At 67.5% G+C, this 14,371-nt stretch carries 15 protein-coding genes and 1 pseudogene; all 16 read left to right on the top strand.

The genetic code is table 11. The annotated features are described in order from the left end of the window. Positions 1–12 precede the first annotated feature (12 nt). The 16 genes and pseudogenes from E0W60_RS07735 (at position 13) to E0W60_RS07810 (ending at position 14,309) form a co-directional block, all read left to right on the top strand. Positions 13–1,008: an aromatic/alkene monooxygenase hydroxylase subunit beta gene (locus E0W60_RS07735; protein ID WP_133094758.1), complete on the top strand. Its 996-nt coding sequence runs from the start codon at positions 13–15 to the stop codon at positions 1,006–1,008. Between the two features lie 21 nt (positions 1,009–1,029). Then, complete coding sequence (locus tag E0W60_RS07740) at positions 1,030–1,308, top strand: MmoB/DmpM family protein (protein WP_133094759.1); 279 nt, start codon at positions 1,030–1,032, stop codon at positions 1,306–1,308. A 31-nt stretch (positions 1,309–1,339) separates the two neighbouring features. Next, positions 1,340–2,851, top strand: a complete 1,512-nt coding sequence (locus tag E0W60_RS07745) for an aromatic/alkene/methane monooxygenase hydroxylase/oxygenase subunit alpha (RefSeq protein ID WP_135703551.1) — start codon at positions 1,340–1,342, stop codon at positions 2,849–2,851. A gap of 28 nt (positions 2,852–2,879) precedes the next feature. Continuing rightward, on the top strand, positions 2,880–3,239 hold the full coding sequence (locus E0W60_RS07750) for a phenol hydroxylase subunit P4 (RefSeq protein ID WP_133094761.1): 360 nt from the start codon (positions 2,880–2,882) through the stop codon (positions 3,237–3,239). A gap of 28 nt (positions 3,240–3,267) precedes the next feature. Beyond that, on the top strand, positions 3,268–4,335 hold the full coding sequence (locus tag E0W60_RS07755; RefSeq protein WP_133094762.1) for an NADH:ubiquinone reductase (Na(+)-transporting) subunit F: 1,068 nt from the start codon (positions 3,268–3,270) through the stop codon (positions 4,333–4,335). Between the two features lie 16 nt (positions 4,336–4,351). Further along, complete coding sequence (locus E0W60_RS07760) at positions 4,352–4,675, top strand: 2Fe-2S iron-sulfur cluster binding domain-containing protein (RefSeq protein ID WP_133094763.1); 324 nt, start codon at positions 4,352–4,354, stop codon at positions 4,673–4,675. Positions 4,676–4,708: 33 nt separating this feature from the next. Beyond that, positions 4,709–5,644 carry a catechol 2,3-dioxygenase gene (locus E0W60_RS07765; protein ID WP_133094764.1) on the top strand — a complete coding sequence of 312 codons (936 nt, stop codon included), beginning with the start codon at positions 4,709–4,711 and terminating at the stop codon, positions 5,642–5,644. Between the two features lie 118 nt (positions 5,645–5,762). Beyond that, positions 5,763–7,217, top strand: a complete 1,455-nt coding sequence (locus tag E0W60_RS07770) for a 2-hydroxymuconic semialdehyde dehydrogenase (RefSeq protein ID WP_135703552.1) — start codon at positions 5,763–5,765, stop codon at positions 7,215–7,217. An 8-nt stretch (positions 7,218–7,225) separates the two neighbouring features. Continuing rightward, positions 7,226–8,008 (top strand): 2-oxopent-4-enoate hydratase, encoded by a 783-nt coding sequence (gene dmpE, locus E0W60_RS07775; protein ID WP_135703553.1) that lies wholly within the window; start codon positions 7,226–7,228, stop codon positions 8,006–8,008. A gap of 30 nt (positions 8,009–8,038) precedes the next feature. Next, a complete protein-coding gene (dmpH, locus tag E0W60_RS07780; RefSeq protein ID WP_133094767.1) occupies positions 8,039–8,827 on the top strand; it encodes a 2-oxo-3-hexenedioate decarboxylase in 789 nt (262 codons plus the stop codon). A gap of 37 nt (positions 8,828–8,864) precedes the next feature. Beyond that, a complete protein-coding gene (locus tag E0W60_RS07785; protein WP_116318750.1) occupies positions 8,865–9,056 on the top strand; it encodes a 2-hydroxymuconate tautomerase in 192 nt (63 codons plus the stop codon). A 41-nt stretch (positions 9,057–9,097) separates the two neighbouring features. Continuing rightward, positions 9,098–10,042 (top strand): acetaldehyde dehydrogenase (acetylating), encoded by a 945-nt coding sequence (locus tag E0W60_RS07790; protein WP_133094769.1) that lies wholly within the window; start codon positions 9,098–9,100, stop codon positions 10,040–10,042. A gap of 30 nt (positions 10,043–10,072) precedes the next feature. Next, positions 10,073–11,137 carry a 4-hydroxy-2-oxovalerate aldolase gene (dmpG, locus tag E0W60_RS07795; protein ID WP_133094770.1) on the top strand — a complete coding sequence of 355 codons (1,065 nt, stop codon included), beginning with the start codon at positions 10,073–10,075 and terminating at the stop codon, positions 11,135–11,137. After that, a pseudogene (locus E0W60_RS07800) lies at positions 11,134–11,820 on the top strand (methyl-accepting chemotaxis protein); the annotation flags it as partial. The gene dmpG and the pseudogene E0W60_RS07800, both read left to right, overlap by 4 nt. Before the next feature lie 202 nt (positions 11,821–12,022). Beyond that, positions 12,023–12,997 (top strand): threo-3-hydroxy-L-aspartate ammonia-lyase, encoded by a 975-nt coding sequence (locus E0W60_RS07805; protein WP_133094923.1) that lies wholly within the window; start codon positions 12,023–12,025, stop codon positions 12,995–12,997. Between the two features lie 82 nt (positions 12,998–13,079). Further along, positions 13,080–14,309 carry an RtcB family protein gene (locus E0W60_RS07810; RefSeq protein ID WP_135703554.1) on the top strand — a complete coding sequence of 410 codons (1,230 nt, stop codon included), beginning with the start codon at positions 13,080–13,082 and terminating at the stop codon, positions 14,307–14,309. Positions 14,310–14,371: the final 62 nt, after the last annotated feature.

Below are 14,371 nucleotides of genomic sequence, written 5' to 3' on the forward strand. Positions count from 1 at the left end.
GGAGACCAAGCGATGCAAGTCGATATCAAGACCCAGCAGATCCAGCCGCTGCGCCAGACCTACGGCCACGTGGCGCGCCGCTTCGGCGACAAGCCCGCGTCGCGCTACCAGGAGGCGACCTACGACGTGCAGTCGGAGGTCAACTTCCACTACCGCCCCACCTGGGACCCCGGCTTCGAGCTGTACGACAAGCGCCGCACCGCCATCGTGATGCAGGACTGGTACGCGCTAAAGGATCCGCGCCAGTACTACTACGGCGCCTACGTGACCACGCGCGGCCGCCAGCAGGATGCCGCCGAGAAGAACTTCGCCTTCGTCGAGAAGCGCGGCCTGCTGCAGGCGTTGCCGGCTGAATGGCAGGAGCGCCTGGCCACGGGCCTGCTGCCGCTGCGCCACGTGGAGTGGGGCGCGAACATGAACAACTTCTATTGCGCCGACTATGGCTGGGGCACGGCGATCACGCAGGCCTGCACCTACTGCGCGATGGATCGCCTCGGCATCGCGCAGTACCTGTCGCGCATCGGCATGCTGCTCGACGGCAATACCGGCGTGGCGCTGGAGCGCGCGAGAGTGGCGTGGCTGGAAGGCGCGGCGTGGCAGCCGCTGCGCCGCTATGTCGAACACAGCTTCGTCACCGATGACTGGTTCGAGACCTTCGTCGCGCAGAACCTGGTGCTCGACGGGCTGCTCTACCCGCTGGTCTACCAGCACGCCGACGCGGTCATCGTGCGCGCCTGCGGCACCGGCCTCGCCGTGCTGACCGAGTTCATGAATGACTGGCGCGACGAGCATGCGCGCTGGGTCGATGCGGTGATCCAGGCCGCCGCCGCGGAGTCCGACGCGAACCGCGCGCTGCTGTCCGGCTGGGCGCACGCCGCCGCGGCGCAGGTAGCCGAAGCGCTGGTCCCAGTTGCCAACGCACTGACCGGAGCCGACGGTGCCCAGATGGTGGCGTTGTGCCGCGAACAGTTTGAAGTCCGCCTGAACAAGCTCGGCCTTGCTGCCTGACTGCAAAGAAGGAGACCCGCCATGACGACCGCTGCCAACGTCTACATCGCCCTGCAGAACAACGACGACACCCGCCCCATCATCGACGCCATCACCGAAGCCAACCCGCACGCCGTGGTCTCGCAGTTCCCGGCCATGGTCAAGATCGACGCCCCCGGCCACCTGACCATCGTGCGCGAGCTGGTCGCTGGCAAGCTCGGCCGCGACTGGGACCTGCAGGAGATCCACCTCAACCTGATCTCGCTGTGCGGAAACATCGACGAAGACGAAGACGCCTTCACGCTGCGCTGGAACGCCTGACCCCACGCATACAGGACAACACGGAGACATCATGGACGCACGCAAGAAGCTCAACCTGCGCGAGAAGTACGCCTCGATGACGCGCGACCTCGCCTGGGAAACGACCTACGAGCCGATGGACCAGGTCTTTCCTTTCGACAAGTACGAAGGGATCAAGATCCACGACTGGGACAAGTGGGAAGACCCGTTCCGCATGACCATGGACGCCTACTGGAAATACCAGTCGGAGAAGGAGCGCAAGCTGTACGCGATCATCGACTCGTTCGTGCAGAACAACGGCCACCTCAACGTATCCGACCCGCGCTACCTGAACGCGCTGCGGCTGTTCCTGACCGGCGTGACGCCGCTCGAATATGCCGCGCACCGCGGCTATGCCCACCTGGGCCGGCACTTTCGCGGCGCCGGCGCGCGAGTGGCGGCGCAGATGCAGTCGATCGACGAACTGCGCCACGCGCAGACCCAGCTGCATACGCTGTCGGTCTACAACAAGTACTTCCACGGCTTCGGCGAATGGCGCCATATGCACGACCGGGTCTGGTACCTGTCGGTGCCCAAGTCCTACTTTGAAGACGCAATGAGCGCGGGGCCGTTCGAGTTCATCACCGCGATCTCGTTCTCGTTCGAATACGTGCTGACCAACCTGCTGTTCATGCCGTTCATGTCGGGCGCGGCGTACAACGGCGACATGGCCACCGTGACCTTCGGCTTCTCGGCGCAGTCGGACGAGTCGCGCCACATGACGCTGGGGCTGGAGGTGGTCAAGTTCCTGTGCGAGCAGGACCCCGGCAACATCCCGATCTTGCAGAAGTGGCTGGACAAATGGTTCTGGCGCGGCTTCCGCCTGCTGACGCTGGTCGGGATGATGATGGACTACATGCTGCCCAAGCGCGTGATGTCGTGGGCCGAGGCGTGGGAGATGTACTTCGAGCAGGCCGGCGGCGCGCTGTTCAAGGACCTGGAGCGCTACGGGCTGCGCATGCCCAAGTACCACGAGGTCGCCACCAGGACCAAGGACCGCATCACGCACGAGGCGTGGGGCACTTTCTACAACTACGCGGCCGCGGCGGGCTTCCACACCTGGATCCCGAAGGCCGACGAGATGGCGTGGCTGGCCGAGAAATACCCCCAGACCTTCGAGCGCTACTACAAGCCGCGCCTGGACCACTGGCAGGATCGGCAGCAGGCCGGCGGGCGCTTCTACAACGCCACGCTGCCGATGCTGTGCCAGACCTGCCAGATCCCGATGGTGTTCTCCGAAGCGGACGACCCCACCCAGACCTGCTACCGCGAAAGCAGCTACCACGGCATGAAGTTCCACTTCTGCTCCGACGGCTGCAAGGACATCTTCGACGACGAGCCGGGCAAGTACGCGCAGGCCTGGCTGCCGGTGCACCAGATCTACCAGGGCAATTGCGGCGGCGCCACGCTGCCTGAGGTGCTGCAGTGGTACCGCATCAATCAGGGCGCCGACAACCTCGACTTCGAAGGCTCGCAGGACCAGCGCAACTGGAATGCCTGGAAGGGCATCGCGCCGGCCGCCTGAGCGACGCATCACAGACAAGGAGACAACCATGCCCGTCGTATCCATCGGCGACTACACCTTCGCGCCGGCCGACCGCGAAGACGCGTTCCACGGCAACCGCCTGCTCTATATCGGCTGGGACGGCCACCTGCTGTTCTGCGCGCCGCACTGCTTCCCGTTTGCGCCGTCGATGCCGCTGCGCGCGGTGGTGCAGGACGTGCTTCCTGGCGTCTACGGCTATCACCCGGACTTCGCCCGCATCGACTGGAGCGCGGTGCAGTGGCTGCGCGGCGGCCAGCCGTGGCAGCCCGACCTGGACCGCACGCTGGCAGAGAACGGCCTGGGCCACAAGGACGTGATCCGCTTCCGCACACCAGGGCTGGATGGCATCGGCGGCAGCGGCAGCTGATGCGCGGTTGGCAAGCAAGGAGACCGAGATGTATTCGCTGACCATTGAACCGATCGGCCAGACCATTCCCATCGCGCCGGGGCAGACCGTGCTCGATGCCTGCCTGCGCAACGGCGTGTGGCTGCCGCATGCCTGCTGCCATGGCCTGTGCGCCACCTGCAAGGTGCAGGTGGTCGACGGCGAGGTCGACCAGGGCGATGCATCCGGCTTCGCGCTGATGGACTTCGAGCGCGACAACGGGCAGTGCCTGGCCTGCTGCGCCACCGCGCAGTCAGACCTCGTGATCGAAGCCGATATCGAGGAAGACGCCGACGCCGAAGGCCTGCCGCTGGCCGACTACCGCGCCGAGGTGGTGGCCACGCGCGCGCTGACGCCGACCATCCTCGGCATCTGGCTGAAGCCGAAGGACGGCCAGCGCACCGCGTTCCAGGCCGGCCAGTACCTGAACCTGCAGGTGCCGGGCTGCGACCAGCCCCGTGCCTTCTCGCTTGCCAGCAAGCCCGGCGATGAACTGGTCGAGCTGCATGTGCGCCGCGTGCCCGGCGGGCCCGCCACCACATGGCTGCACGAGCAGCTGGCCGTAGGCAGCGAACTGCGTTTCTCGGCCCCGTACGGGCGCTTCTTCGTGCGCAAGTCGGCGCAGGTGCCGATGCTGTTCCTGGCCGGCGGCTCGGGCCTGTCCAGCCCGCGCTCGATGATCCTCGACCTGCTCGCCGCCGGCGAAACGCTGCCGATCACGCTGGTGCAGGGCGCGCGCAACCGTGATGAGCTGTACTACGACGACGAGTTCCACGCGCTGGCGCAGGCGCATGCAAACTTCCGCTACGTGCCGGCGCTGTCGGACGAGCCCGCCGGCAGCGGCTGGGACGGCGCGCGCGGCTACGTGCATGACGTGCTGCACCAGCTCTACGCAAAGGACGGCAGCGCCGACTTCCGCGGCCACAAGGCTTACCTGTGCGGGCCGCCGCCGATGATCGAGGCCTGCATCCGCACGTTGATGCAGGGACGCCTGTTCGAGGCGGATATCCACACAGAGAAGTTCCTGTCCGCGGGCGATGCGCAGAACAGCGCGCGCAGCCCGCTGTTCAAGATCTGATCGGGGAGGGCCATGCATGCATACCGTCGAAATCGCCGGCAGCGGCCAGCGCTACGCATGCGCGCCGGAGCAGAACCTGTTGCGGGCCATGGAAGTGCTGGGCCAGCGTGGCATTCCCGCCGGCTGCCGCGGTGGCGGCTGCGGTGTGTGCAAGGTGCGTATTGAGGCCGGGCACTACCACGTGGGCAAGATGAGCCGCACCTGCCTGTCCGAGTCGGAGCAGCGCGACGGACTGGTGCTCGCCTGCAAGACCTATCCCGACAGCGATATCCGGCTGCGCCCGGTGGCGCTGCTGCAGCGCTGCCTGGAGCGGCATGCCGGCAAAAGCAATCACGCATGACCAAGCAGTGAAGACACACACAAGGAGACAGACATGGCATTGACTGGCGTATTGCGCCCGGGGCATGTGGCCCTGCGCGTGCTGGAGCTGGAACCGGCGGTAAAGCACTACACCGAGGTCCTCGGCCTGATCGAAACCGCCCGCGACGAGCACGGCCGCGTGTTCCTGAAGGCGTGGGACGAGCACGACCACCACAGCGTGGTGCTGCGCGAGTCCGACAGCCCGGGCATGGACTACATGGGTTTTCGCGTCGACAGCGGCCGCACGCTGGAGCGGCTGGCGCAGGAGGTGGAGCAGTCGGGGCTGGCCACCGAATGCCAGTGGATCGCCGCGGGCGAGCATCCGCACACCGGCGTGCGCTTCCGCTTCACGATTCCCACCGGCCATGCGATGGAGCTGTTCGCGGACAAGGACAAGCCCGGCTGCAAGACCGGAGACCTCAACCCGGATCCCTGGCCGGACGACCTGCGCGGCATGGCGCCCAGCCGCTTCGACCACTGCCTGCTGTATGGCGACGATGTCGACGGCACGGTGAAGCTGTTCCGCGATGTGCTGGGGTTCTCGCTGGCGGAGCAGGTGGTGGCCGGGCCGGACGGCGAGGTGCTGATCGGTGCCTTCCTGACATGCTCGAACAAGGCGCATGACGTGGCCTTCATCCGGCACCCGGAGAAGAACCGCTTCCACCATGCGTCGTTCCTGCTCGACAACTGGAGCGAGGTGCTGAAGGCGGCGGACATTATTTCCAAGAAGGACGTGTCGCTGGATATCGGGCCGACGCGGCATGGGATCACGCGCGGGGCGACGATCTACTTCTTCGATCCTTCGGGAAACCGGAACGAGGTGTTTTCCGGTGGCTATATCCACTATCCGGACAAGCCGACGATCACGTGGACGGACAACGAGCTGGGCAAGGCGATTTTCTATCACGACCGCAAGCTGAACGAGGCGTTTTTGAATGTGCTGACTTGAGAACGCATTGCGCCAGCCCGCAGCTGGTTTGCTCCCTCTCCCGCTTGCGGGAGAGGGAGCAACCAATCGGTGAGCGGGAAAGCCGTAGTGGATACGTCGCCCAACACAGAGAACCAACATGAAAGACTTCAAGAACTTCATCAACGGCGAGTGGGTCGGCACTACCCGCACGTTCCCCAACCGCAACCCCGCCGACAACACCGTGATCGGCCATGTCCACGAAGCCGGCCAGGCCGAAGTCGACGCCGCCGTGCAGGCCGCGCGCAATGCGCTGCATGGTCCCTGGGGCCGCATGACCGTAGCGCAGCGCGTCGAACTGCTGCACGCCGTCGCCGACGGCATCAACCGCCGCTTCGAGGAATTCGTGCAGGCCGAGATTGCCGATACCGGCAAGCCCTATGCGCTCGCGAGCCATATCGACATCCCCCGCGGCGCGGCCAACTTCAAGGTCTTCGCCGACCTGATCCGCAACGTGCCCACCGAAAGCTTCGCCATGGATACACCGGATGGCGGCAAGGCCATCAACTATGCGGTGCGCAGCCCGCGCGGCGTGATCGGCGTGGTCTGCCCATGGAACCTGCCGTTGCTGCTGATGACGTGGAAGGTCGGCCCCGCGCTGGCCTGCGGCAATACCGTGGTGGTCAAGCCGTCCGAGGAAACCCCCGCCACCGCCACGCTGCTGGGCGAGGTTATGAACGAGGCCGGCGTGCCGCCGGGCGTCTACAACGTGGTCCACGGCTTTGGCCCGGATTCCGCTGGCGCCTTCCTGACGGCGCATCCGCAAGTCAACGGCATCACCTTCACCGGCGAAACGCGCACCGGCGAAGCGATCATGAAGGCCGCCGCCAGCGGCGTGCGTCCGGTGTCGTTTGAACTGGGCGGCAAGAACGCGGGCATCGTCTTCGCCGATGCCGATTTCGACAAGGCGGTCGCCGGCATCACCCGCTCGGCATTCGAGAACAGCGGCCAGGTCTGCCTGGGCACCGAGCGCGTCTACGTGCAGCGCCCGATCTTCGAGCGCTTCGTCGCCGCGCTCAAGGCCAGGGCTGAAGGGCTGAAGCTCGGCGCACCGACGGAAACCGGCGTCAACATGGGGCCGCTGGTCTCGCATGAGCACCGCGACAAGGTGCTGTCCTACTACCGCAAGGCCGCCGAGGAAGGCGCCACGGTGATAACCGGCGGAGGCGTGCCGCAGATGCAGGGCAAGCTCGCCGAAGGCGCCTGGGTGCAGCCGACCATCTGGACCGGCCTGCCGGAAAGCGCCGCGGTGATTCGCGAGGAGATCTTCGGACCGTGCTGCCATATCGCCCCGTTCGACACCGAAGAGGAAGTCATCGCGCTGGCCAACGCCACGCCGTATGGTCTCGCGGCCACCGTGTGGACCGGCGACCTCGGCACCGCGCACCGCATGGGCAGCGCGCTGGAAGTCGGCATTTGCTGGATCAACGCGTGGTTCCTGCGCGACCTGCGCACCGCGTTCGGCGGCGCGAAGCAATCCGGCATCGGCCGCGAAGGCGGCGTCCATTCGCTCGAGTTCTACACCGAGCTGCGCAACGTCTGCGTCAAACTGTGAGCCACCACATGCAAAGCGAAAAAATCCGCGAACTTGGCGCCAGCCTGCACCAGGCGCTGGCGAGCCGCCGCCCGCTGGCGCCGCTGACCGAAACCTGGCCCGAGCTCACCCTCGACGACGCCTACCGCATCCAGCTCGCCATGGTGCAGCACCGGCTAGATGCCGGCGAGCGCGTGGTCGGCAAGAAGATCGGCGTGACCAGCCGCGTGGTGATGGACATGCTGGACGTGCGCCAGCCCGACTTCGGCCACCTGCTGTCGGGCGTGGTGTATGCCGACGGCGCCGCCATTGCCGCCGATTCCCTGATCGCGCCCAAGGCCGAAGGCGAGATCGCCTTCGTGTTGAAGGACGACCTTGAAGGACCCGGCGTGACCAATGCCGATGTGCTGCGCGCCACTGCCTACGTGCTGCCGTGCTTCGAGATCGTCGACTCGCGCATCCGCGACTGGAAGATCCGCATCCAGGACACCGTCGCCGACAACGCCTCCTCCGGCGTGTTCGTGCTGGGCGATGCGGCGGTCGATCCGCGCCGGCTCGACCTCGGCACGGTCGGCATGACGCTGGAGAAGAACGGCGAGATCGTCGCCACCGGCGCCGGCGCGGCCGCGCTCGGGCACCCCGCCAATGCGGTGGCGTGGCTGGCCAACACGCTCGGCCGGCTGGGGCTTGGCCTGAAGCGCGGCGAGGTGATCCTGTCGGGCTCGCTGGCGGCGATGGTGCCGGTCGCCGCCGGCGACCAGCTGCGCATCAGCCTGGGTGGCATCGGCTCGGCCGGCGTGCGCTTCGTCTGACCCCTTCCATCCCTTCAGCAGGACAAAGCCATGAACCTCACGCAAGACACCATCGCCCGGCTGGCCGAGCATCTGGAAAACGCCGAGCTGCACCGGGAAGCGGTGCCGAAGATCACCGACGCGCATCCGGAGATGGACTGGGACGACGCCTACGCCATCCAGGACGCGATTCGCGCGCGCAAGTTGGCGCGGGGCACCCGCATCGCCGGCCTCAAGATGGGCCTGACCTCGTTCGCCAAGATGCGCCAGATGGGCGTGAGCGATCCGGTCTACGGCTTCCTCACCGACTACGGCGCCTGCATGGACGGCGCCGCCATCGATACGTCGTCGCTGATCCACCCCAAGGTCGAGGCCGAGATCGCCTTCGTGCTCAAGGCGCCGCTGAAAGGCCCCGGCTGCCATATCGGCGACGTGCTGGCGGCGACCGACTTCGTGGTGCCGGCGGTGGAGGTGATCGATTCGCGCTACGAGAACTTCCGCTTCGACCTCAAGAGCGTGATTGCCGACAACACCTCGTCCGCGCGCTTCGTGGTCGGCGGCAGCCACCGCGGCGCCGACGGGCTCGACCTGAAGACCCTCGGCGTGGTGCTGGAGAAGAACGGCGAGGTGGTCGCCACCGCCGCCGGCGCCGCGGTGCTGGGCCATCCCGCCAACAGCGTTGCCATGCTGGCCAACATGCTGGGCGCGCGCGGCCGCGAGCTGCCTGCAGGGACCTTCATCATGACCGGCGGCGTGACCGAGGCCATCGCGGTCGCCGCGGGCGACAGCATCACCGTGCGCTACCAGCATCTCGGCACGGTCTCGATGCGCTTCACCTGAACCCGCGCCGCGAACGTTTGGAAAAAGGAGACACACCATGCCGATCATGCAGGTCTTCCTGATCGAAGGCCGTACCGACGAACAGAAGGCGCGCCTGATCCGCGCGCTGACCGATGCCGCGGTGGAAGCGGTGGGCGCGCCGGTGGAAACCGTGCGCGTGATGATCACCGAGGTGCCGAAGACGCAGTTCGGCATAGGCGGCACGACCGCCAAGGCGCTGGGGCGCTGAGCACTGCGCAGAGACAGGGAAGACAACGGAGAGACAGCGACATGGACATGAAAGCAAACGCCCGGCACAAGGTGGCCATCATCGGTTCGGGCAATATCGGCACCGACCTGATGATCAAGGTGATGCGGCAATCGCAGCACCTGGAGATGGGCGCCATGGTGGGCATCGACGCGGCGTCGGACGGGCTCGCCCGCGCCGCGCGGCTGGGCGTGCCGACCACCGCGGAAGGGATCGACGGGCTGGTCGCCATGCCCGGCTTTGGCGAGATCCGCATCGCCTTCGATGCCACCTCGGCCGGCGCGCACGCGCACCACAACCGCGTGCTGCAGCAGCACGGCGTGCGCGTGATCGACCTGACGCCGGCGTCGATCGGGCCGCACGTGGTGCCGGTGGTCAACCTCGACCAGCACCTGGCGGCGCCCAATATCAACATGGTCACGTGCGGTGGCCAGGCCACCATCCCGATGGTGGCGGCGGTGTCGCGCGTGGCGAAGGTGCATTACGCCGAGATCGTCGCGTCGATCTCCAGCAAGTCGGCGGGGCCGGGCACGCGCGCCAATATCGACGAATTCACCGAGACCACCAGCCAGGCGCTGTGCTCGGTGGGCGGCGCGGCGCGCGGCAAGGCCATCATCGTGCTGAACCCGGCCGAGCCGCCGCTGATGATGCGCGACACCGTCTTCACCTTGTCGGAGGATGCCGACACGGCGGCGATCGAGGCGAGCATCGAAGCGATGGCGCAGGCGGTGCAGGCCTACGTGCCGGGCTACCGGCTCAAGCAGCGCGTGCAGTTCGAGCGCATCGACCCCTCGGCGCCGCTGAACATCCCGGGGCTGGGACCGATGAGCGGCCTCAAGACCTCGATCTTCCTCGAGGTGGAGGGCGCCGCGCACTACCTGCCGGCCTATGCCGGCAATCTCGACATCATGACCAGCGCCGCGCTGGCCTGCGCCGAGCGCCTGGCCGCGACCCGGCTGTCCGCCTGAGCGCGGCCCCATCACCGCAGGGAGACGAACATGACCTTACCGTCCAACACGCCCAACAAGAAGCTCTACATCTCCGACGTGACGCTGCGCGACGGCAGCCACGCCATCCGCCACCAGTACAGCCTGGACCAGGTGCGCCGCATCGCCGCGGCGCTCGACGCGGCCCGGGTCGATTCGATCGAAGTGGCCCACGGCGATGGCCTGTCGGGCTCCAGCTTCAACTACGGCTTCGGCGCGCATACCGACCTGGAATGGATCGCCGCTGTGGCGGAGACCGTGCGCCATGCGCGCGTGGCGACGCTCCTGCTGCCTGGCGTCGGCACCGTGCACGACCTGCGCGCCGCCTATGACGCCGGCGCGCGCGTGGTACGCGTGGCCACGCACTGCACCGAGGCCGATGTCTCGCGCCAGCATATCGAGTCGGCGCGCGAACTCGGCATGGACACCGTGGGCTTCCTGATGATGAGCCACATGACCACGCCGGCGGCGCTGGCGCAGCAGGCAAAGCTGATGGAAAGCTACGGCGCGCAATGCGTGTATGTGGTCGATTCGGGCGGCGCGCTCGGCATGCAGGACGTGCGCGAGCGCTTCCGCGCGTTCAAGGACGTGCTGAAGCCCGAAACGCTGACCGGCATGCATGCGCACCACAACCTGAGCCTGGGCGTGGCCAACTCCATCGTCGCCGTGGAAGAGGGATGCGACCGCATCGACGCCAGCCTGGCAGGCATGGGTGCCGGCGCGGGCAACGCGCCGCTGGAAGTGTTCATCGCTGCCGCCGAGCGGCTGGGCTGGGACCACGGCTGCGACCTGTACACGCTGATGGATGCCGCCGACGATATCGTGCGGCCGCTGCAGGACCGCCCGGTGCGGGTCGACCGCGAGACGCTGGCGCTGGGCTATGCGGGCGTGTATTCCAGCTTCCTGCGCCATGCCGAAGCGGCGGCGGCACGCTATGGGCTGGGTACGGTCGACATCCTGGTCGAGCTGGGCCGCCGCCGCATGGTGGGCGGGCAGGAAGACATGATCGTCGACGTGGCGCTGGACCTGCTGGCGCGGCGACAGGGGCAGCGGCAGCCGGGGGAGGTGTCTGCCTGAGGGACGGCGCGACCGCCACCGTCACGCAGGTGCGCGCGAGCAGCGCCAATATCGCGCTGTCGACCAGCGAGATCGCCGCCGGCAATGCCGCCGAGGTGGCATTGCGCGGCAGCACCACCGTGCAGCGCGTGGTCGGCACCATGCAGGACATCAGCGCCAGCTCGGCCAAGATTGCCGAGATCACCGGCATCATCGAAGGCATTGCTTTCCAGACCAATATCCTGGCGCTCAACGCCGCGGTCGAGGCGGCGCGCGCGGGCGAGCAGGGGCGCGGCTTCGCGGTGGTGGCCAGCGAGGTGCGCGGGCTGGCACAGCGGTCGTCGAGCGCGGCCAGGGAAGTCAAGGAGCTGATCGAGGCTTCGGGCCGCCAGGTGCAGGACGGCTCGTCGCAGGCAGTGGGGCGCGTGACCGGTATCGTGGAAGACATCGCCACGGCGTCGGCCGGGCAGAGCCGCGGCATCGAGCAGGTCAACCAGGCCATCGTGCAGATCGACCAGGTGACCCAGCAGAACGCGTCATTGGTGAACGAGGCCGCCATGGCATCGCGCGTGCTGGAAGAGCAGGGCCGCGAGCTGAACGAGGTGGTGTCGTTCTTCCGGCTGCCGGGTGAGGGTGGCGGGCGTGCGGTGCCGGGTGCGGCAGTCGCGGCGCGCCGTCAGGCAGGCTCGCTGGCGACGGCATAGCGCTGCCTTGTTTCCTCTCCCTCTGGGAGAGGGTTGGGCAGAGGGCCGGCGTAGCAACGATGTCAGCGCAGCGGTATGCCACGGCCATGCCCTCTCCCCCGGCTCCTCTCCCGCAAGCGGGAGAGGAGAGCAAACCGGCGGATGCATTGGCGGCGCGGGACGGGTAGACTTGCCTGTCCCATTCCCTTCCATCGCCACCGTCATGCCCAACCTGCCGATCTCCTTCGAAGACGTTGCCGCCGCCCACGACCGCATCCGCGCCGCGGCCCACCGCACGCCGGTGCTGACTTCCGCGACCGCCGATGCGGCCACCGGCGCGCAGCTGTTCTTCAAGTGCGAGAATTTCCAGCGCATCGGCGCCTTCAAGTTCCGCGGCGCCTATAACGCCATCGCCCAGTTCACGCCGCAGCAGAAGGCCGGCGGGGTGCTGGCGTTCTCCTCCGGCAACCACGCGCAGGCGATCGCGCTGTCGGCTCGGCTGCTCGGCGTACAGGCGGTGATCGTGATGCCGCAGGACGCACCGGCGATCAAGATCGAGGCCACGCGCGGCTATGGCGCCGAGGTGGTGCTGTACGACCGCTACACCGAGGATCGCGAGGCCCTGGGCCGGCGCATCGCCGCCGAGCGCGGCATGACGCTGATCCCGCCGTACGACCATCCGCACGTGATGGCCGGGCAGGGTACCGCGGCCAAGGAACTGCTGGAGGAAACCGGCCCGCTGGACATGCTGGCGGTGTGCCTGGGTGGCGGCGGGCTGCTGTCGGGCTGTGCCGTGGCGGCGCACGCCATGTCGCCCGGCTGCGAGGTCTACGGCGTCGAGCCCGAAGCCGGCAACGACGGCCAGCGCAGCCTGCGCAGCGGCGAGATCGTCCGCATCGACACCCCGCGCACCATCGCCGACGGTGCCCAGACTCCCTTCCTCGGCCAGTACACCTTTGCCGTGATCCGCGAACGGGTGACCGATATCGTGACCGTTTCGGACGCCGAGCTGGTCGAGACCATGAAGTTCTTCGCTGGCCGCATGAAGATCGTGGTCGAGCCCACCGGCTGCCTGGCCGCGGCCGCCGTGCTGCATGGCAAGCTCGATGTGCGGGGCAAGCGTGTGGGCATCATCGTTTCCGGCGGCAATGTCGACCTGGGCAGCTTTGCCGGCTTCCTGCAGGGGCAGCCGAGCTGAGCCGCGACTGCCTTGCGTTATCCGGAATCCGTGCGGCGCCCGGCCGTCTAACCTGCAACGCAACGCCAGAGCAGGACAGACCATGACGGCCAGGCAGCACTATGACGTTCTCGATACCGGCGCCGGCAAGCCGGCAAAGATGTGGACCCGCGGTGTCCCCGTGGAGGACTCCGCGCGCCAGCAGCTCGTCAATACCGCGCAGATGCCGTTTATCTTCCGCCACCTGGCGGTGATGCCGGACGTGCACCTCGGCAAGGGCTCGACCATCGGCTCGGTGATCCCGACCGTGGGCGCGGTGATCCCGGCCGCGGTGGGCGTGGATATCGGTTGCGGCATGATGGCGGTAAAGACCTCGCTGACCGCCTCGGACCTGCCCGACAACCTCGGCCCGCTGCGCAGCGCGATCGAGCACGCCGTGCCGCACGGCCGCACGGCGCAGGGCGGGCGGCGCGACCAGGGCGCCTGGGGCTCGGTGCCCACGCACGTCGACGCGGCGTGGGCGGGCATGGCCGCGGATTTCCGCCGCATTACCGACAAATACCCGCAGCTGGCGCGCACCAACCACCGCAACCACCTGGGCACGCTCGGCACCGGCAACCACTTTATCGAGGTCTGCCTGGACGAGTCGCAAGCGGTCTGGTTCATGCTCCACTCCGGCTCGCGCGGGGTGGGCAACGCCATCGGCACCACCTTCATCACGCTGGCGCAGCAGGACATGCGGCGCCACCTGGCCAACCTGCCGGATCGCGACCTGGCCTACCTTGTCGAAGGCTCGCAGCACTACGAGGACTATGTCTTCGCGGTGTCGTGGGCGCAGGCGTTCGCGCGCCGCAACCGCGAGCTGATGATGGAAGCGGTGCTGGCCGCGGCGCAGCGCGTGCTGCGCAAGCCGTTCCAGGCACGGCTCGAAGCCGTCAACTGCCACCACAACTATGTGCAGAAGGAACATCACTTCGGCAAGGAAGTGCTGGTGACACGCAAGGGCGCGGTCAGTGCGCGCGCGGGCGAGCTGGGCATCATCCCCGGCTCGATGGGCGCGCGCTCTTTCATCGTGCGCGGCAAGGGCAATCCGGAATCGTTCTGCTCATGCAGCCACGGCGCGGGCCGCACCATGAGCCGCAGCGAAGCCAAGCGCCGCTTCACCGTGGCTGACCAGAAGCAAGCCACCGAAGGGGTGGAATGCCGCAAGGACGCCGCGGTGATCGACGAGATCCCGATGGCGTACAAGGACATCGATGCGGTGATGGCGGCGCAGTCGGACCTGGTCGAGGTGGTGCATACGCTGCGGCAGGTGGTGTGTGTAAAGGGGTAGGCGCGACAAGGCCCGCGCGGCAACAATGCAAGGGAGAAAGGCAGGGCTCCGGCTGCTGTGGC

The organism is Cupriavidus oxalaticus (assembly GCF_004768545.1).
Taxonomy (GTDB): domain Bacteria; phylum Pseudomonadota; class Gammaproteobacteria; order Burkholderiales; family Burkholderiaceae; genus Cupriavidus; species Cupriavidus oxalaticus_A.